The following is a 20008-nucleotide window of genomic DNA, read 5'->3' as shown; positions in this document are numbered from 1 at the left end:
ACATCTCCTACGTTCCTATGAATATTGCTTATGCTTCTATTTTAATGCAGCAGATAGAGCTATATGTGATTAGAATCACAATGTAGTTCAAATTAAAAATATTTAGGGATTTCCCTATTCTGCTTCAAGGGATAAAGGTAAGCAGCTGAAATTGAGTTAAAAAAAAGGACCAGCTAGCTGGTCCCTTAATTTAATTTATGAATGATGGACTTTGACTCAAATGGGTGAAATATTCAGCAACTTCCCGTGCAGCCCGGGATGGACGCCAGCCGCGATTTTTTCCATCTGTGTACTATGAACCATAAGAAATTTATTTTTCTTAGTCAGCAGTAGGTTCCCCCGGCTACCTTCTCCCGCTTCAAGTGGCATATTCGTTCCTGCCGGAAGGATCACAATCGTCAAATATCCTTCACTGTCAACTTTACAGGGAGCATAATGAAGTGTCGTTGAATATATCTCGACAACCGTGTTTTTAGGCTGAAAAAACACCTGAACATTTGCACTGTCATAGGAATTGTCCTCAATGTCCTGTACTCTGCCGACAAGATGAATACAGTCTGTAGCGGCAATCACCACCTCGCTGCCCTGATGATATTCCAGCCCGGTCAGACCCGTATTCTGACCTGCGCAAAAACCAGCCTGAATTGGAAGTTGGCCGTACACCTCATCTTGAATCCGGTGAATTACACCGAAGTCTTCGAGTTCTGCGACCGAAGGTACATAATGGTTTCCCTGATCGGGTACGCTGGTCGTTTCTTTTGCATACTTGATAAGCTCTGTGGTATTAAAATGAGGCAGCAGCCTTCCATACGGGCGGAATGCTTCGCTCATTACCTCATAAATAACCAAAGGTGCATTGATTTGATTTAGTCTTTCCGTAGTCTTCATAGCTTGACCTCCAGCAATGAATCTCCTGTGTACACTCGGTTATTTCCCAGCACCTTAACGTCAGAGTATTCGGCTGTATTCGTCACAATAATCGGTGTAGTCATGTCATAGCCCAGAGCTTTAATTGCTCCAATATCAAACTCGACCAGCAGTTGACCTTTGGTAACCCGATCCCCTTCTGAGATATGCGTTTTAAAATGCTGTCCTTTCAACTTGACGGTGTCCATACCGATGTGAACCAAGATCTCCGTTCCTCCATCCGATACAATACCAATCGCATGGCCTGTACGGAAGGCATTAGCTATAGTTCCGTTGAATGGAGAGAGCAGTTTGCCATCCTCAGGCACAATAGCAACGCCTTTACCCATGGCTCCAGTAGAGAACACTTCATCAGATATCTCGGATAACGGTTTGACAGTACCCGTCAGCGGGCTGGAAATATTCTCGTTCGTTAGCGCAGGAGCTGGGGTTGCAGCTTCTTTCTTCTCTTCATGGACTGCAATCATTTCTGTTTCCATGGAATCATTAAATCCAAAGAAATACGTGGTAATGGCTGTGAATATATAAGCTACGATAATGGCAATTACGAATCCGGCAAATCCTGTGCCGAAGAATATCGGCAGGGATGCCAAGCCCGGTATACCTGGAGCAATTGCCACGGAACCCGCCGCACCTGTGATTGCCCCGGCGATAGCGCCCCCGATAATAGCCCATACGAACGGTTTTTTGTAGCGGATACTAATCCCGTAGATGATCGGTTCCGTGATGCCAAACAAACCTGTTATCGCTGCAGGCCCGGCAATCGCTCTCACTTTTGGATTTCTGGTTTTAAGGAATACACCCAGTGCCGCACCTGCTTGTGCAAAGTTAGAAGGCGCAAATAATGGTTTCAAAGTATCATGACCGTATACCGCAATGTTATTGTACATGATAGGAATAAACGCCCAGTGGAGCCCCATAACAACTAACATCTGCCACCCGGCACCTACAATGACTCCCGCTACAATCGGACTCAAATTGTATAAGAAAGTGTAACCCTTAGCCAGCCCCAAGCTCGCATATATTCCAATTGGTCCAACCGCAATCAGAGTCAAGGGAACAATGACCATCAGACAGATAAGTGGCGTTATAAAATTTTTCACGCTATCATGAATTACTCTATTCAGGAATTTCTCCAGAATGGATAGCAACCAAACCGCGATAATCACTGGAATAACCGAAGAAGTATAACTCATAAGAACAACAGGAATATTGAAGAACGAAATATCCGTTTTATCGTTATACAAAGTAATAATATTCGGATACACCAGAGCCCCTGCTACCGCAAGCGCAACAAAGGTATTGGCTCCAAATTTCTTCGAAGAGGTCACAGCAATCGCGATCGGCAGGAAATAAAAGATACTGTCTGCGGCAGCGAACCAGATCGAATAGACACCACCTGTTTTGGTGAGCCATCCTAACGAGACGAGCATTAATAAAAGCCCTTTCAAAATCCCCGAAGCTGCCAGTGCCCCCAAAAATGGTGTAAAAATACCGGAAATAATGTCCACCGTTTTGTTGAACCAGTTGCCTTCAGGAGCAGCGGATGCATTCGATTTGTCGTCATCTCCAAGGCTACTGATCTTTAAAATGTCTTTATATACGTCCCCTACCGTATTTCCAATGACCACTTGATATTGTCCACCGTTTTCAACAACTGTAATAACCCCGGGAATATTTTGTGTTTGGTTCTTGTCGGCCTGATCCCTGCTATTTAATTTAAATCTTAACCGAGTGGCACAATGCACCAAGCTAGAGACATTTCCTTCTCCGCCAACGGACGCTAAAATGTCTTTTGCCAGTTTTTCATTGGACATACTGCTCGCTCCTTTAATCCTCATTTGGCATTTTTCTATAAAAGTAAACGTTTACATGGATGGTGGTAATTCAAAGACTCTACGCGCACTCCAAGGAGTACGAAAAGAATATAGAGTCTCTGAATTACACGGGGTCAATCGTTACCGGCTTCTTCCTACCATTCTCTTGATTGTATGTCTGCGTCCTTTAATGGACAGCGCAAGCTGGTATACGTTTTCAGGAAGAGGTGTTCCTGCATAACCACCATCTCCAATGGCATGAATATCCGCGCCCGTCTGTTTCATCATGAGTGCGATCCAGGCAATCGTTTGAACATCTGCCCCTTCAACTGAGCTGTTCAGGAAAGAAAGAGCAAGCGTTCCGGGTTTATATGAATGGACAAATTCTACACATTGTCTGACGTGCTCCACTGTAATACCATGTCTGGAGCCAGGTGCAGGCAACGTAATAACGTCAGCACCAGAATCGATCAAGTCCTTAATAATTTCATTGGAAGGTCTCTCGCTCAGTGGATCACCCAATACTTTCTCAATGGTTCCGTCTTCCCATTTTCCGGCGCAGATCAGGATTTTGTCTCCCAGTGTTTCTTTTGCCAGCTTGGTAGCCTCAATGATCCGTTCAAAGGTTGTACCTGCGGAAGGATTTCCTCCCAATACGATAAAGTCAGCTCCAATCTCTAAGGCACGCAGGAAGTTCTCTCTGGAAGCGATTCTTCCTTCTTTGGCCTCCACATATTGTTCTCCCGCAACCTGAGCATCCGGGCTTGGACACTCAAAATAAATACCGAGCGGAACACCGGCCCATTCCTTGATTTGCTTCAGGCTATACGGCTTATCAGCCAGCTTGCCATGCTTCATTTCACGCAATCCGATATTGGATTCTTCCTTGATCATATCAAAGCCATTCAGCATAACCATATCTGCGCCGTAAGCTGCTTGGATCTCCGCATTGGTAACGCCATCGACCAGGCCGGAATTCAGCATCACATGATGCTGTCCCATAATGACGCGCCCTTCAGAAGCCAGAATGGATTCTTTTAGATCTGCTGCGCTAAATTTCAAAATATCCGTTTTCGTGCTTGCGATTAATCTTTTTGCCAATGTAATCTCCTCCAAGTCATTTATGTTTTAAGTGGTCGTTCGTCAGCACAAATGCTGTTCCTCGATGTCGGATATCATCTTGATGCGGTCGCCATGGCGTCCTCCTTCAAACTCAGCCTCCAGCCATGATTTCACTATCATTTTCGCCAATTCGCTTCCGACGACACGTGCACCGAATGCAAGAACATTTGTATTGTTGTGCTGCTTGGACAGCTGTGCAGAGTAAGGCTCGCTGCATACTACAGCCCGAATTCCCTTGACTTTGTTGGCCGAGATGGATATTCCCACGCCTGTGCCGCAAATCAGAATGCCTGCGTCAGCCTGCTTTCCGACCACAGCCTCTGCAACGAGCTTTCCATACTTCGGATAGTCGGTTCTTTCTGAAGTTTGCGGTCCATAGTCCATGACCTCATGACCCAGTTCATTAAGATAAGTTGAAATCGTCGTTTTAAGCTCTACAGCCACATGGTCGCTACCGATGGCAATTTTCATGGCTTTATTCCTCCCCGAATTAGATATTTTTTAATCTGTTAATGATGGTTTTGTAAGATTCTTCTTTACCAAACAAAGTGGATGTCCCCAGTACGAATCCTTCAACCCCGTAGTGTGCCAATTCGTTGATCTTCTCTTCGGAGATAGCCCCATCAACCACGATTGTATAATTCAATCCCTTTTCGTGTTTAAAAGCTTGCAGCGCTTTAATCTTGTCGTTCACGAAGGGTAAATATTTTTGCCCTGCAAAACCCGGATTTACGGTCATGACCAACACATAGTCAACCATGCCAAGTAAAGGTTCTACTGCAGCAATGGCTGTCCCCGGATTAAGAGCGATTCCCGCTTTTACCCCTCTTCCAACAATTCGGTCAATGGTGCGCGTCGGGTGCATATCGGCCTCCGGGTGAAAATAAATGATGTCTGCACCCTTATCGGCAAATAAATCAATATAGGCGGAAGGGTTGTCTATCATCAGATGTACATCCATTGTTTTTTGGGTTTGTTTACGGATAAACTCCAAATCCTGAAGCCCCATTCCGAAATTAGGGACAAATCTACCATCCATAATATCAATATGATAAATATCCACATTGGCTTCTTCCAGCGCGTTTACTTCATGTTCCAAGGAGCTGAAATTAGCGCACATCATGGAAGGACATAATAACATACTCATTCATAATCACCCTTCTTCTAAAATAGAGTAAACGATTACTCAAACGACATAATCTGTTTAACATTTTCCAAAAAGCAACCGTTAATTCTTCTGCTCTTTGGTATTGAATAAACCAATTAGGAAAACGTTTACCCATTAAAAAAATAACAACAGTTCATGGCTCGAACTTCATCACTTGTTGGTTTCTCACACATCATATGGATTCTGAACTCTCTTGGGTAAACGATTGGGTAAACGATTACATTTAACATAATTAAAGTTATCATTTTCTGATATTGTTGTCAAACCATTTTTTTGTTGGATATTAAACGGGAAAGTTTACAGCATAATAGAGCACAGCTCGACCATCTTACTCTGGAGAGGTAAAACAGTACCTATGCTCACCTCTCCCTTGGCTAATGCAAGATGATATCTGACCACGAAACTAGGTGGTACTGCGTTGTATCAATCGTACTGGGATGGAATAATGCTGCTCTTGTTCCATCTTGTCTCCACTCAGCATACGAAGCAGCATACTGGAAGCTTTATCTGCAAGTGTTTCTTTATCCTGTTCAATTGTGGTCAATGGTGGATTACAATATTGGGAAATTGTGTCATTATCAAAACCCACTATCTTGACTTCACCGGGGACCTGTACTCCGAATTTCTGTAACGCCAGTAATCCGCCCAAAGCCAACCAGTCATTAGTTGCAAAAATACCGTCAAACCGCAGTCCTTTTTCCAAGACATGTTTAATAGCAGCCTGTGCGGTCTCCAGAGTAGGCCCATCATTGCGAACTGCAACCAAGCGGTCCTCGGATGGATGCAGTCCATGCTTTTGCAGAGCATCTTTATACCCGTACAGACGCTCATTAACAGAGGATAGATTGTTTTGCTTGGTCAACAGCAAAATTTCCTTGCAGCCTTTGTTAATCAGCTCCTCTGTCGCCAAAAATCCACCCTCATAATGATTGGACTCAATAAAAGCTACGTTCGTATTAATCTTTGGTCGTCGGTCAATACATACAATCGGAATGGGACGTTTAAGCAATTCCGCAGAAAGCTCCTCCTGACCCGAAATGCAGATCAGACCATCTACCATTTTTCCATCCAAAGTTTTCAAATATTCTCGTTCCTTCTCCGCATCTTTAGCAGTATTACATATAATGGTAGAATATCCTTGTTTAAAAAAGAAGCTTTCCACTTTTTGTACAATGACTGAAAAAAATTCATTATTAATATCCGGCACCAAAACGCCAATCGTCTGTGATTTACTCATCCGCAGGCTTTTGGCGATGCTGTTAGTCTCATATTGGTACTTTTGGATTACTTCAACAACCTTCTGCCGTGTTTCCTCAGAGAAGCGACCATTCTCGTTAATCACACGGGAAACCGTAGCTACAGAAACTCCACTTAACCTGGCAATATCCTTTATGGACACTTGATTTTTTTTCATATTATTTCCCTCAAATAATTATATTGAGTAAACGTTTTCCTGATTGGAGATTAACATAATCCTAATATGGGTGTCAACTGACACACTAGCATAGAAAGAGTTTTCCGCCAAAATACGAAGAGACCACAAGTCAACATACCATTTAATGAGTAAATACAACCTTTATAAGGAATACTTTAGGAACAACTTGTATCTTAAGGAAAAATGAATTAATCGTATGGAGGTGATCATCATGTGGTCTAAAATAATTTCTTATATTCCAAGCTGGAGTACACTCTTTCAAGCAGGCCTCGCATTGATTATTCCTTTAGGGATTTATTATATAAACACCTCGATTTATTCGTTTGTTGGCAGTAAGGGAGCGAAATCCAAGCATTCTTCTGGTCGTTCTCTTTCCGACGAACATAACGAAGGCCACGCTGATCAGCAGCATGAACCAAGCTCCAAAATTACAGGGAATTATGATTCCGACTTAAAGTCGATCCAAGAAGCTATAGGCGAAAATAGTGATGTGCATTTTCGTGAGTTTGTAGTAAAGAAATATCATGCACGGTCCGTTTTAGTCTTCATAGATGGTATGCAGGATGAAAAGCTAATGAGCAAGCAGGTATTGGAGGTCTTGATGTTTGACGGCCAGCAGGCCCCACAGGAACAGCAGGAAAGTATAAATAGCTCTTTTATAAAAGAAAGCTTGATGCCGCTTACGCAAATTAGTGAAGTTGCTGATATGGAGGACCTGCAAGAGTCTATACTTTTAGGGCATACTGCCTTATTAATTGAAGGAATGAAGGGAGCACTGCTGGTAGGCTCGCCTAATGGCGCCATTCGCTCCGTCAATGAACCAACCTCTGAAGCATTACTTCGGGGGCCCAGAATTGGTTTTACGGAGGTATTAAGTGAAAATACTTCGATGCTTCGACGCCAAGGCATAAACAAAAGTCTGGAAATGAAGAAATTCCAAGTGGGAAGCCGAATCAAAAAAGATCTGGTTGTCGCGTACATCAAGGATATTGTGAATCCGGATCTCCTCGAAGAAGTAAACAGCAGAATTTCAAAAATAGACATGGACTTTTTAGCTGAATCCGGTTATGTGGAGCAACTTATTGAAGACAATTATTTAAGTCCGTTCCAGCAGGCTCACAACACTGAGCGCCCCGACCGTGTCATGAGTGCCTTGTTGGAAGGAAGAGTAGCGATTCTGCTGGATGGTACTCCCTTTGCACTTATTGTTCCGGTGACCTTCAGTATGCTACTCCAATCTCCCGAGGACTATTATGAGCGCTGGATTCCAGGGACACTTTTACGCGTGTTACGATTTTGCGGAGCTTTTATAGCGCTTATGGGTCCTGCTTTATATATCTCTTTCATATCGTTTCATCCCGGTTTGATTCCAACCAAGCTGATTATTAGCATCATCGAGACCCGTCAAGGCGTTCCTTTTCCATCTGTCATAGAAGTTATGATTCTGGAAATCTCTATCGAAATCCTGCGGGAAGCCGGCATACGATTGCCCAAACCTATCGGTCCTGCCATGGGCATTGTGGGAGGCTTAGTCATCGGCGATGCTGCTGTCAATGCGGGCATTGTTAGCCCGTTCCTGGTGATTGTGGTTTCGGTTACTGCCATCTCTTCGTTTTCGATACCGACATATAGTGCGGGCATTACCTTGCGTCTTTTGCGTTTCGTTGGCATGCTATTTGCAGCAATCCTGGGCATGTTTGGAACCGTATTGTTCTTTCTGTTAATTTGTATCCATCTGACGAAATTAAAAAGCTTTGGCGTACCGTATGTGACTCCCTTCTCCCCTATGCGTCCAAGCGACTGGAAGGATGTGTACATTCGAGCCCCTATATCTCTGATGAAACGAAGACCCGTTATGATGAAAACTCAGCAAAGCAAGCGCAAATCATAGCACCCGGAGGAAGGAGGAAGGATTGTGTTTAGACGTTCTGATGATAAGATTACATCCAAACAGGCGGCAGTATTCCTGACCAATACGGTATTAGGCGCAGGGATTTTGACACTGCCGAGAGGTGTAACTGAAACGGTAAAGACTCCGGATGCATGGCTCTCTGTCCTGCTTGGCGGATGTATTGTCATATTAGTGGTGTTGCTCATGGTAAAATTAAGCCAACAATTTCCCGGTAACACTGTGTATCAATACTCCAGGAGAATCGTCGGTATCATTCCAGGAGGATTTTTAAGTCTATTATTAATCATATACTTTATCATCATCGCTGGCTTTGAGATTCGTGTTTTAGCTGAAGTGACGATTTATTTTTTGCTTGAAGGGACACCCATATGGGCGATTGTGATTCCATTCATCTGGGTGGGAAGTTATCTGGTTTTTGGAGGTATTAATCCCATTGCGCGGTTATACCAGATTGTACTCCCGATCAGTCTCTTCTTTTTACTCATCTGTTTTGTCCTTAGCCTAAGGATCTTTGAAATTGACCATCTTCGTCCTGTATTGAGTAGCGGTATTCTTCCAGTAGTTAAGGGGCTAAAGTCGACTGTCCTTGTTTTCACTGGATGTGAAGTCATCATGACACTGGTCGCTTTCTTACAGTACCCTGAAAAAGCCATAAAGGCCATGGTAGTGGGAATCAGCATCCCTTGGGTATTATACTTTTTGACAGTAGTTATGGTAGTCGGCGGGTTATCGGTGGACTCTACTATGACAAGTACCTGGCCCACCATTAATTTAATGCGCAGCTTTGAAATCTCCGGATTTCTTTTTGAACGTCTTGAGTTTCCGTTGCTGGTAATCTGGATGATGCAAATGTTTTGTAATTTCTGCAGTTTTTTCTTCAATGCATCCTTAGGTGTCTCACAGGTATTTGGCCTTAAATATCGTTATGCGATTTTCGGCTTAATCCCAATTATCTTTATCTCCACAATGACTCCTGTTCGTATGATGGAAGTGTTTAGCCTAGGCGATGCGATCGGATACATGGGAATCATTTTATTTTTTCTGGTCCCGGTACTTCTCTCCATCGTTTTCATGATCAGGAAGAAGGGAATGAAGCAAAATGTATAGGCAACAAATCCTATCTTTGCTGCTTGCCTTCATTCTCCTGGTAACTCAAGCCGGTTGCTGGAGCAGCAGAGAAATAGAAGAACTAAGCATGTATACAGGACTGGCTCTGGATAAGGGTGAGCCCAGCACAGTGGAAAAGGACCTGGAAAAGGAAGGCAGCCGTTACTTCAAGAAAAATAAAATTACTGCCACTGTGCAAATCGTCCCCAAAAAGACTTTTGGAAACACGGCAAAACAAGGTGGTGGACAAGGGCCAAACTATATTAATATAGCTGCCACCGGGGATTCTTTACTTGAAATCTTCCGGCAATTATCCCTTCGTCTGGATCGCCCGATTATTGGTCACCATCTAAAGGTCATGGTGGTTTCCACCAAATTGGCAGAACAACAGACGATGCAGCAATTGATGGATTTTGTGCTTCGTGATAATGATATTCGTCCGAGTTGTTTTGTTTTCTTAAGTAAGGAACGTGCAGCTGATACCTTAGTTACCAAATATAAGGACGAGGTCCCATCCATTCATATTCTATATATGCTTCGTAATCATTTCAGAACCAGCAAGGTGATGAGGGGAGTCAATTTGTCTGAGTTGGATGGGTTGATGCACTCCAAAAAAAGCTATATATTGCAAAACATTTCTGAATCCGATGGAGAATTAGAATTTTCGGGTGCTGGTGTTATTAAAGGAGACACCGGTCACTGGATCGGTAGTTTGGGACAACAAGACGTAGAGAGCATTGCATGGATTAAAGGTGATGTTGAGGGCGGAGCTGTCAAAACGTATGACAAGCGGAATGAAGCTATAACTTATGAGATCAAATCGGTAAAAAGCAAAATAACAGCGAAGGTGACCGAGGGTAACGATATCTCGTTTCACGTAAAAATTGAATCCAAAGGACGTTTAATCGAAAACTGGGATGAGAAAGTGAACCCGACAGAGACACGAAACATGAAAGAGGCTGAGAAAGAATTTGAAAAAGAAGTGACTAGAAGGATTAAGTCTCTTATGCACAAATTACAATCAGAATATAAAGTCGATGTCGCCAGTTTTGGTGAACGTTTAAATATTGAGCAGCCTCAAGTGTGGAAAAAAGTAAAGGATGATTGGGATTACAAATTCAGCAAAATACCCGTAACCTTCGATATAAAATTATCTATTACGGATTTAGGCTCATCTGCCGAATGAAAGAGTCGAATTGGCCTTATATAAAAGCCAATTCGACTTAAGATTCGCGGTTGTCTTCATAACCATCCAACACTGCAACGGTCGCTCCTGAATTTCCAGAAGCGGCTACACGCTTAATTCAAATTGATTTTAAATCCATCCCCTGCATGGCCACCTAAAACGATCAAGCCACCTTTGGGCAGTACAACCGAATTGTTATTGCTAGCAGTTGAAAATTGTACAACCGCTCCGTTTTCATCATAGACAGCGAAGCCTCCGCTTTTTGGAAAATCAACGGTCATCGTTTTATTGGCTGAGTTTTTATCTATTTTATACCATGTGGCTTGGCCATTAGATGGTATGGTGTACACTGATTTTCCTCCCAAGATAGGTTTAACAGCATCTTCACTGATATAGGATTGTCCATCTATGGTTAAATACTCCGAACCATCCTTGGTATAAAAATTCAGATCAAATGCATCTCTTCCACTCATAACAGGAATCTCAACGGCATTTACTGCTTTATTCTCATCCACAATTTTAGTACCACTTGCGTATCCATCATGATCAACGGATATTTTTTTTGTTATAAATGAGGGGGCCAGATAAAATATGGAAGATATCTTTTCATCCAAAGCATAATAATTTTTCCCGTTTCTATTTTCCCATGCCTTTTTAACTGTAGTATTTAGAGGATTGGCATCAAGCTTTTGATATTCATAAATCACCATAACCATTTGGCCTAATCCCGGAAAGTTTAAATAAATGTTAGCCTTAATATACGTTTTCCCGTTTTTTTGTTTGTCAAAGCTTACGGCTACACTGCCATCACTGCTTTTGAATTGTCCATCACCTGTATACACATATTTTTGCGCCGGGACGAATCCATCCAAAAAAGCAGGTAAATCAAACTCACCGTTTTTAATCTCTACATTGATGGTTGTACCCACAGAACCGTATAATCCCGAATAAGAAAGTAAATCAGATGGCATTTCCACTTTTACAGGAGCCTCAAATGTTTTATCTGGTATGATGTCTTTAATGATGCCCTTATCTTTTAAAACTTCCAATAAAACGTTAGAAGCAAAAATACTATCTAAGATGGAAGACCCTCCAGATGAAAGCACAGCCATAGAAATTTGATGCTCTGGTATGGTGATCAAAGTAGAGTGATACAAAACAGTATCCCCACCCTTGGATAGCGCAGTTATTCCGTAATCACTAAACGGTGCCAACTGAACCGCATCCCAGCCAAGCCCATAATTAAAGCTGTTTGTCTCTTCAGGTACCCATATTCCTTTTCGATATTCATGACTTTGCATGGACTTCGCCGATTGTGCAGATAAAACATCGGGTCTGTTTCCCATTAATACTTCTGAAAACATAGCCACCTCTTCTGCGGTAGAGTATAAGCCCCCTGTCCCGATGACATTGGCATTTTCAACGGGTAAGGCCCCCTCAATCGCAGGAAAATAAGTTTTGGACAGCTTTTGTCTGTCAAACTGATCGAGTGGTGTTTTCGTAGAGTTCAAACCCAAAGGGGCACTAATATGCTTTGCCAGAAATTCGGTATAACTTAGACCACTCACCCGTTCAACCAATATTTCAAGCAATTGAAAACTATCATTACTATATACAGAATATTCGCCGGGGTTGGATTTTAAAGTTTCTGATCGTAATCTCAGCAATAGCTCATCATGATTTTCTGTATCATTGTCATTAAATAACATACTATTTTTATAGTGGGCACCGTAAAGACCCGACGAATGATTTAACAGCATACGTGGTGTAATTTGTTTGTACCTTTCATCAGCCATTGTAAAGTCCTTAATGTATGTTGTTAGCGGCTGATCAATATCTACCTTATGGGCATCCACCAGCATCATCGTTGCAGCAGATACATACATTTTGCTTGTAGAGCCTATACCGAACATCGTATCCTTGGTGATTGGCTCGTTGGTTGCTTTATTCTTTACACCCACGCTATCCGATAATACGATGTTTCCATGGTCCCTAATGGCATACTGCACACCGCTAGCACCGTATTTGGATACCAGCTCCGAGGCCAGACTGCGAGCCTTTTCCTTAATGGGTTCAGGATTGTCTTGAGCAAAAGCATTCGTCATCGGCAGTACAAAAAGCATAGCCGAAATGAACACAGCTATTATTTTCTTCATTCCATATTTCCTCCTCTTATGGGTTCCCAGATTATTACTGGACTGATCATACTATGAACGAGGATTCTATATAAAAAAGTCACCCTGAAACGAAAAAAACAATCCCTAAACAGCAAGATGTCTAAGAATTGTCCTTATAAAATGGCAATAAAACCATATTATCGAATACTTTATTTTTTGTTTCAATGGTCATATTCCCACCGTATTTGTCACATATTCTGGATATATTGGTCAAGCCAATGCCATGTACATCCGGGTTTGATTTTTGACTATGCAAATGAGCCACTTCATTCTCCACATGATTAAGGATGTGAATGAAAAGCGCGGACTCATTGGAATGTATTTTAATAAGAATGTACCTATCATCCGCAATCTTGATCTTTTTAGATGCTTCTATGGCATTATCCAGCATATTGCCCAGAGCGACACACAAGTCATAACGTTCAATATTTACTTTTTGTGAATACAAGTTAAGCTGAGTATCTACCTTGATGCCATTGGCCTGAGCAATATTAAGACTATTTGTGACAAGAGCATCTATAACCAGATTACCGGTATTAACCCTTTGATAGGCTCCTTCGATTTTATTTAATGTAACCTTAATATGTTCACTCGCCTCAGCCAATTCATTTCTCTTGATACATTCTTCAATATACAAAAACTGTTGGTGTGTATCATGAATGATTCTTTTCATATTTTTGAAGCTGTAAACCGTTTTTTCGTAGTTAGCATCTTGGTAGTCCATCTGATGTTGTAATTGAGCATTTTCATGCATTAATTGAAATTTTTCAATGATATTATCGAAAATATATATGATAAAAACATTTAAAAAAATAAAGCTAATAATAGAACCAAAATAATACATATTCTTTTCACTATAAACAGATAAAACATTGACCTGGTATAAACTTATGATGGGAACGATTAAAAATAAAATATAGTAACGATGCTGCAAAGGGAAGGTTCTGCGTTTGGCAAATAGCCGTATAATCTGAATGACAGCAAACATGATAATGCAGCTGAGTAACATAACCTTAGAGGATATCAAGTGATCTTGCCCACCCAAATGGCTAAAGTTGCTAATTTTAACGGAGCCTACAGCATATAAAATATAAAGAGATATAAAATTAACGATGGTTATCAATACAGCATAAAGGATAGAAAAAATGATCTTTGTCTTTATTTCCACTGTATACGAGTGCGCTAAACTAAATATGACAAGTAATGCCAAAATCGAGGATAGCGTAGGAGACAGATAAACACTTAAATATAAGATGTTCAGCAACCCGAAAATAATGAAATATATGAATCTATTTGGCTTTCGATTGGACTTATCAAAAACGGAGTTAAAGTAAAAATTCACTTGAAAGCACATCACCAGTACAACACATAGGTTAAGAAGCAGGTAGCTATATTCCATCATATTAATGCATCTTCATGATCATAAATTTGGTATATAGATCTTTAACTTCTTTTATTTTAGAACGCCCAATAGGTAACTTCACATCATTTGACATCAAAACATCACCGCCAGCAAATTTTTTCACATGAATTAAGTTTATAATAATCGAACGATGAATTTGTAGAAAATTATGTTCTTTTAATGCTGAAGCATAGTCCGAAAGAATCCCTTTGCTATCATAGGTTTGAGTAGAGGTTACAAAATGCAGTTTGTTTTTTATGGTTAAGCTTTTGGCCACTTCAATACTAATGATATCATCATATTTTAAAAGCACTTCCTCATAAGCTGACTTGATGATAACGAATTTTTTATCGAGAGATTGAAAATATTGACACAGCTTTATCATTTTTTCCTCAAAGATATGGGGAGCAATCGGTTTTATTAAATACTGAAATGTGACTACGTCAAAACTTTCCACCATATATTCAGGGTAGCTCGTTAAAAAAACAATCTGTTCATCCAGGTGATTTAAATTCCTTATTTTTTGGGCGGTTTGAATTCCGTTTATGCCATTCATTTCAACATCCAATATTAAGATATGGAATGGAGATTCATGGTTTTGATAATGAGATACCAGCTGTTCTCCTGAGTCGAATAATTCAACTTTAAATTCTATATTGGTCTTTATCGACAAAGTGATCAGCATATTTTTAACAAGTTCTCTGTGCTTGTGCTCATCATCGCAGATAGCCACTCTATACATAAATAACATACACCTCATTCCCATTGCATTGATCATGGAATTGTATTCTAAACAGTATATAACCTTTTAATATTCTATAAACAGCTTTTGGATAAAACGCAAATTCAAATCCCTCAAATGCCAGTATACAAGCTGCTCAGCAGTTGCATCCAAGGCAAAAAAGAAACCCTCGTCTTCAAAAGACGGGGTTTCTTAACTGTTTTATTGATCGTTATTAAAAAAATCAGTTCTTTTCTCTTCACCGTGGGAACGTCTGGCAAAGTCGACAAATTGGAATTTGTCCAGCCGATGCCTTGACTCGGTATACTGGAACAAGGTGGTGTCCTCCAGATAAACATAGTTACGTACTACGACCACATGAGTGTAGTTCTGAAGGTCCATCAGCTTATGATCTTCTTCGTCTGCATTTTCTACGGAAACCACTTTTTTGGCATAACTGATTTGAAGATGGAGTTCTCCCTCCAAATATTCGTAGATGGACCCACGACTAATTTCCTCGGTAAGCACAGGTACAATGTCTGATCGAAAGTAATCTTTATCCAGTATGACGCATTCACCCTCAATCTCACGCGCACGAATAACTTTCCAGACCAAATACTTGTCTTTGTTAATCTCAAGATGATTGGCTATGTCATCTGGAACTGGAATTAAATGATTTTCATGTACAATTGTTCGTGATGTACGCCCAATCCGTTCAGACATTTCCTTGAAACTGACCAAGCCTCCTATAGGGAAATCCATCCGTCCCATATCCAGAACAAAAGATCCTTTAGCTTTTATTTTATGGATATACCCATTTTGTGCAAGCATGTGAAGTGCCTTACGTACGGTTTCGCGAGAAGTGTTATACTCTCGGGCCAGTTCATTTTCAGATGGCATTTTCGTGCCTGGAGCCAATTCGCCTGTCTGGATTCGTCCCGAGTACTCCTGATAAATTTGCAAAAATATATTCTTTGTCAATTTTCATCACCACGTTCATTGTAGCATCCTTTCACTTCCTGTTCACTAAAATAGGCTGTACGATGAATCTGACTTAATTCGTATTGTCTGATGAAGAATTCAAATGAATTCTCATTAAGGTATACTGCAAATCGTCTGCCTCACCCGGCAGTTCCTCAACCGATTCAATCATACTCTGACCATCCGGGACAATGACTGGTGTAATAATGGGGTATCCCGATTTCTGAATCAGCTCACGGTCAAATTCCATCAATAGCTGGCCTTGCTTTACGGTTTGACCTGTCTCCACATGCATGGTGAATCCTTCCCCCTTCAGGGACACCGTGTTAATTCCCACATGTACCAGAATCTGTACACCTGTCGGATGCTCTAAGATCAAGGCATGCTTGCTTTTCACCATGATGTGAATGACTTGCCCACTGAAAGGGGCAAGAATTTTGCCATCCTTCGGTTCCACTGCTATACCTTGACCCATCTGCCGTTCGGCAAAAGCCGGGTCAGGAACTTGTTCTAACGGTACAACACGTCCTCGTACGGGAGTCCTCACTTCAAGCACATCTAGTGCGGTATTTTGCGGAAGCGAGTCTTTCCTTACGGAATCATCGGCTGGTGCAGCCTGACGGCGCTTAGTTAACAACTTGCCATACATTAAAGTTAAAGCAAACGGCACAATTAACACGATCGCCATCCCGATGAAGAATACACCCCAGTTGTTTGGGAAAATAGACAAGAAGCCTGGAATCCCGCCCACACCAATGGAAGAAGCCATCACATGATTTACGGTGAGCAATATACCTGCAATACCGGAACCGATCATTGCGAATACAAACGGATATTTATATCGGATATTCACTCCGAATATGGCAGGCTCGGTTACACCCAGAAATGCAGACACTGAAGAGGTAAGAGCCAATCCTTTTCCCTTTTGCTCCTTCAATACCAGCATCATTGCCAGTGCTCCGGCACCCTGAGCGATATTGGACAGCGCCAGCATCGGCCAGAGGAATGTTCCACCCTGCGTACCAATTAATTGCACGTCCACCGCCAGGAAAGTATGGTGCATTCCCGTAATCACGAGCAAGGAGTACAAGCCTCCATAAATCAGGCCTCCCAGCGCAGGAGCCAAATCGAAAACGTATACAAGACCAGACGTAATGGCATTACCAATCATAAAAGTAACCGGACCGATCACTGTAAAAGCCAGAAATCCCGTTATTAATAATGTAATCGGTGCTACGAGTAACAGCTTAAATGAATCCGCTATCTTCTTATTTAGGAATTTCTCAATGTGGGCGAGCACGTAAGCGGATACTAAAACGGGTAAAACCTGTCCTTGATAACCAATCTTGTTCACTTCCCACCCAAACAAATTCCAAACCGGAACGGTGCCCTTTGTAACCGCATCCGCATAACCGTATGCACTTAGCAGATCCGGATGAACCAGAATCAGACCCAGTACGATCCCGAGTAAAGGACTGCCGCCAAACCTGACAACGGCCGACCATCCAATTAAGGCAGGTAGAAATGTAAATGCGGTGCTGGCAATGGTGTTAATGATAGCAGCAAAGTCGGTCCATTGAGGATAGACCTGAACCAAAGCCATTCCTTCGAAGAAGATTCCCTTACCAGTCAAAATATTATTTATTCCAAGCAATAAGCCTGCAGTCACGATTGCGGGCAAGATAGGGATAAAAATATCTGCCAGCGTCTTGATGGCACGCTGAATTGGATTTTGTTTTTTGCTTGCCGCATTTTTGACATCGTCTTTAGAAGCCCGACTACCTCCTGTAATGGAGATCATTTCGTCATATACCTTATCCACCAGACCTGGGCCAATTACGACCTGATACTGTCCTTGTGAAGAAAATTGGCCTTTGACCAGATCATTTTGTTCGAGTGCATCTTTGTCTACCAGCTTATCATCATAAAGGGCAAATCGCAGACGAGTTACGCAATGCGTAGAGGCCTCTATGTTGTCTTTGCCACCAACGGCTTTTATAATGTCTTCTACCTGTGATCTTTCAATCGCCATTTAGCCCACTCCCTTAACGTTCGCTCATTTTAAAGCAGCAACCCCGGTTATCAAAGATAACGTGCCCGTGCCCGGGGTGCTACTAGATGTCTCCATACTATTCACTAAGTCTACAAACAATCCACATATATGAAGCATATGGGGTCAAAGAGATCACTTGTTTTAGCTCCGGGGCGTGCTGAGTATTACCAATTAAGAGCTCAGCCGCATCCAACGCTTGATTTTCTAAACATGAATAAAATGAATCCGGTATACGGAATTGCGTATCCTGTCCGCTAAAATTGGAGATGACGATCAAAGTCTCCTCTTCATTGCTGCGTTGATAGGCATAGACCTGAGGATGAGCTTCGTCCAGGCGTAGATAATTCCCATCGGTAATGACTTGCACCGTCTTACGCAGATGAATTAGCTTACGGTAATGGTGATAGATAGAGTTCGGGTCCTCTAACTGAGCCTGAACATTAATCTGTGGATATCGTTCATCTACCTTAATCCAGGGAGTACCTGAAGTGAAGCCCGCATTGCGAGTGCCATCCCACTGCATCGGTGTTCTCGAATTATCACGAGACCGCTCTCGAATGATATTCAATGCTTCTTCTGCACTTTTGCCTTGCTCCTGTAAGATACGATACATATTCAGAGATTCGACATCCCGAAACTCTTCAATGTCTGCCCACTGCGGGTTGGCCATCCCAATCTCTTCACCCTGAAATATATAAGGCGTTCCTTGAAGACCATGTAGCGTGGTTGCCAGCAGCTTAGCGCTTTCCGCTTGGTATTCGCCATCATCCAAAAAGCGAGAGATTGCCCTTGGCTGATCATGATTATTAAAAAACAATGCACTCCAGCCACCGCCCTGTTGCATGCCCGTTTGCCAATCCGAGAATAGCTTTTTCAGCATTTCAAAATCATATGGCATCAATTCCCACTTTTGTCCATTTGGATAATCCACCTTCAAATGATGAAAATTAAAGGTCATGGACAATTCTTTTCTCTCTGGATTGGAATAACGGATACAGTGATCCAGTGAGGTGGAGGACATCTCACCCACAGTGACGCTATTCTGTTTGGCAAATACTTTCTCATGTAACTCATGGATGTATTCATGCACATGTGGACCGTCCGTATAATACTTACGTCCGTCGCCAGGAGCCGTGCTTCTATCATCGTCCGAGAATTGCTGATCCTTGGAAATCAAATTAATGACATCCAGTCGGAAACCACTGACTCCCTTCTCAGCCCAAAATTCCAGCAGATTGACAACTTCTTGACGGACTTTGGGATTTTCCCAGTTTAGATCCGCCTGAGTCTTATCAAACAGTGTCAGGAAATATTGGCCTGTTGCCTCGTCATATTGCCAAGCTGGTCCACCAAATTTGGAAACCCAATTGTTTGGAGGTCCACCATCGGGTGCTGGATCACGCCAGATATAGTAGTCCCTATACTCACTATCCTTAGAAAGCCGTGCCTCCTGGAACCAGGCATGTTCTGTGGAAGAATGGTTAACCACGATGTCGATCATTAGGTACATCCCACGCGCCCGGATTCCCTCGCTCAATTCTTCAAAATCCTGCATTGTTCCATAATCGGGATTAATCTGGCAATAATCGGCTACATCATACCCGTTATCACGTTGTGGTGAGACATATACAGGCTGCAACCAGACAATATCCACACCCAGTTTTTTTAAATAATCCAGCTTTTGCGTCAGTCCTCTTATATCACCGGTTCCTTTGCCCGTTGTATCGTTAAAACTTTTGGGATAAACCTGATAGACCACTGATTTGCGCCACCAGTCCTTATATTGAGGAATTAAAGTCTTGTTCATTGCTTCCATTCATGCTCATTCCTTTCTTGCGAAATGAAGTAGCGTAAAAAATAATATAACGCTTTCAACATCTTGTATATACAAGATTAAGTCATGTATATACAAGTTGTCAACAGCTTTATCTATTAAGGTAATACCCGTTTTACAGCTAAATGATCAGGAGACTCATCCATTCTGTCCGATTGTATGTTAT

At 41.9% G+C, this 20008-nt stretch carries 15 protein-coding genes; 3 read left to right on the top strand and 12 right to left on the bottom strand.

The window, feature by feature from the left end; translation table 11 throughout:
* Nucleotides 1-216 precede the first annotated feature (216 nt).
* From NSQ58_RS17025 to NSQ58_RS17000, 6 genes are all read right to left on the bottom strand, one after another.
* The gene (locus NSQ58_RS17025) at nt 217-888 is read right to left on the bottom strand and encodes a DUF4867 family protein (protein ID WP_023986897.1); all 672 of its coding nucleotides are present in this window, start codon (nt 886-888) and stop codon (nt 217-219) included.
* Nucleotides 885-2744, bottom strand: coding sequence for a beta-glucoside-specific PTS transporter subunit IIABC (locus tag NSQ58_RS17020; protein WP_076295385.1), 1860 nt, complete (start codon nt 2742-2744; stop codon nt 885-887). The genes NSQ58_RS17025 and NSQ58_RS17020 overlap by 4 nt, the downstream gene beginning before the upstream one ends.
* A 141-nt stretch (nt 2745-2885) precedes the next feature.
* The gene (locus tag NSQ58_RS17015; protein WP_023986895.1) at nt 2886-3845 is read right to left on the bottom strand and encodes a DUF7916 family protein; all 960 of its coding nucleotides are present in this window, start codon (nt 3843-3845) and stop codon (nt 2886-2888) included.
* A 42-nt stretch (nt 3846-3887) separates the two neighbouring features.
* Nucleotides 3888-4337: a ribose 5-phosphate isomerase B gene (rpiB, locus tag NSQ58_RS17010; protein ID WP_023986894.1), complete on the bottom strand. Its 450-nt coding sequence runs from the start codon at nt 4335-4337 to the stop codon at nt 3888-3890.
* Nucleotides 4338-4356: 19 nt separating this feature from the next.
* Nucleotides 4357-5013, bottom strand: coding sequence for a ribulose-phosphate 3-epimerase (gene rpe, locus NSQ58_RS17005; protein ID WP_068941342.1), 657 nt, complete (start codon nt 5011-5013; stop codon nt 4357-4359).
* A gap of 424 nt (nt 5014-5437) precedes the next feature.
* A complete protein-coding gene (locus tag NSQ58_RS17000) occupies nt 5438-6448 on the bottom strand; it encodes a LacI family DNA-binding transcriptional regulator (protein ID WP_068941340.1) in 1011 nt (336 codons plus the stop codon).
* 232 nt (nt 6449-6680) lie between these two features.
* On the opposite strand from NSQ58_RS17000, the gene NSQ58_RS16995 reads away from it, so the two are divergent.
* Genes NSQ58_RS16995 through NSQ58_RS16985 form a run of 3 tightly spaced genes read left to right on the top strand, consistent with a single transcriptional unit; the run spans nt 6681 to nt 10674 of the window.
* Nucleotides 6681-8360, top strand: a complete 1680-nt coding sequence (locus NSQ58_RS16995; RefSeq protein WP_068941338.1) for a spore germination protein — start codon at nt 6681-6683, stop codon at nt 8358-8360.
* A gap of 24 nt (nt 8361-8384) precedes the next feature.
* Nucleotides 8385-9488, top strand: a complete 1104-nt coding sequence (locus tag NSQ58_RS16990; protein ID WP_068941337.1) for a GerAB/ArcD/ProY family transporter — start codon at nt 8385-8387, stop codon at nt 9486-9488.
* A complete protein-coding gene (locus tag NSQ58_RS16985) occupies nt 9481-10674 on the top strand; it encodes a Ger(x)C family spore germination protein (protein ID WP_023986889.1) in 1194 nt (397 codons plus the stop codon). Before NSQ58_RS16990 ends, NSQ58_RS16985 begins: the two co-directional genes overlap by 8 nt.
* 113 nt (nt 10675-10787) lie before the next feature.
* On the opposite strand, the gene NSQ58_RS16980 is transcribed toward NSQ58_RS16985, so the two are convergent.
* From NSQ58_RS16980 to treC, 6 genes are all read right to left on the bottom strand, one after another.
* Nucleotides 10788-12830 carry a serine hydrolase domain-containing protein gene (locus tag NSQ58_RS16980; RefSeq protein WP_341057906.1) on the bottom strand — a complete coding sequence of 681 codons (2043 nt, stop codon included), beginning with the start codon at nt 12828-12830 and terminating at the stop codon, nt 10788-10790.
* Between the two features lie 121 nt (nt 12831-12951).
* Nucleotides 12952-14253: an ATP-binding protein gene (locus NSQ58_RS16975; RefSeq protein WP_053324586.1), complete on the bottom strand. Its 1302-nt coding sequence runs from the start codon at nt 14251-14253 to the stop codon at nt 12952-12954.
* 1 nt (nt 14254) lies between these two features.
* A complete protein-coding gene (locus tag NSQ58_RS16970) occupies nt 14255-14995 on the bottom strand; it encodes a LytR/AlgR family response regulator transcription factor (protein ID WP_069079786.1) in 741 nt (246 codons plus the stop codon).
* 201 nt (nt 14996-15196) lie between these two features.
* Nucleotides 15197-15955 (bottom strand): trehalose operon repressor, encoded by a 759-nt coding sequence (gene treR, locus NSQ58_RS16965; RefSeq protein ID WP_279835498.1) that lies wholly within the window; start codon nt 15953-15955, stop codon nt 15197-15199.
* Between the two features lie 73 nt (nt 15956-16028).
* Nucleotides 16029-17987: a PTS system trehalose-specific EIIBC component gene (gene treP, locus NSQ58_RS16960; RefSeq protein ID WP_075153707.1), complete on the bottom strand. Its 1959-nt coding sequence runs from the start codon at nt 17985-17987 to the stop codon at nt 16029-16031.
* Between the two features lie 97 nt (nt 17988-18084).
* A complete protein-coding gene (treC, locus tag NSQ58_RS16955) occupies nt 18085-19824 on the bottom strand; it encodes an alpha,alpha-phosphotrehalase (RefSeq protein ID WP_023986883.1) in 1740 nt (579 codons plus the stop codon).
* Nucleotides 19825-20008: the final 184 nt, after the last annotated feature.

It is taken from the genome of Paenibacillus sp. FSL M7-0134, from assembly GCF_038007865.1.
Classification (GTDB): domain Bacteria; phylum Bacillota; class Bacilli; order Paenibacillales; family Paenibacillaceae; genus Paenibacillus; species Paenibacillus polymyxa_B.
Note: the sequence above shows the minus strand (reverse complement) of the source record. Positions and strands in the feature narration are given on the sequence as shown.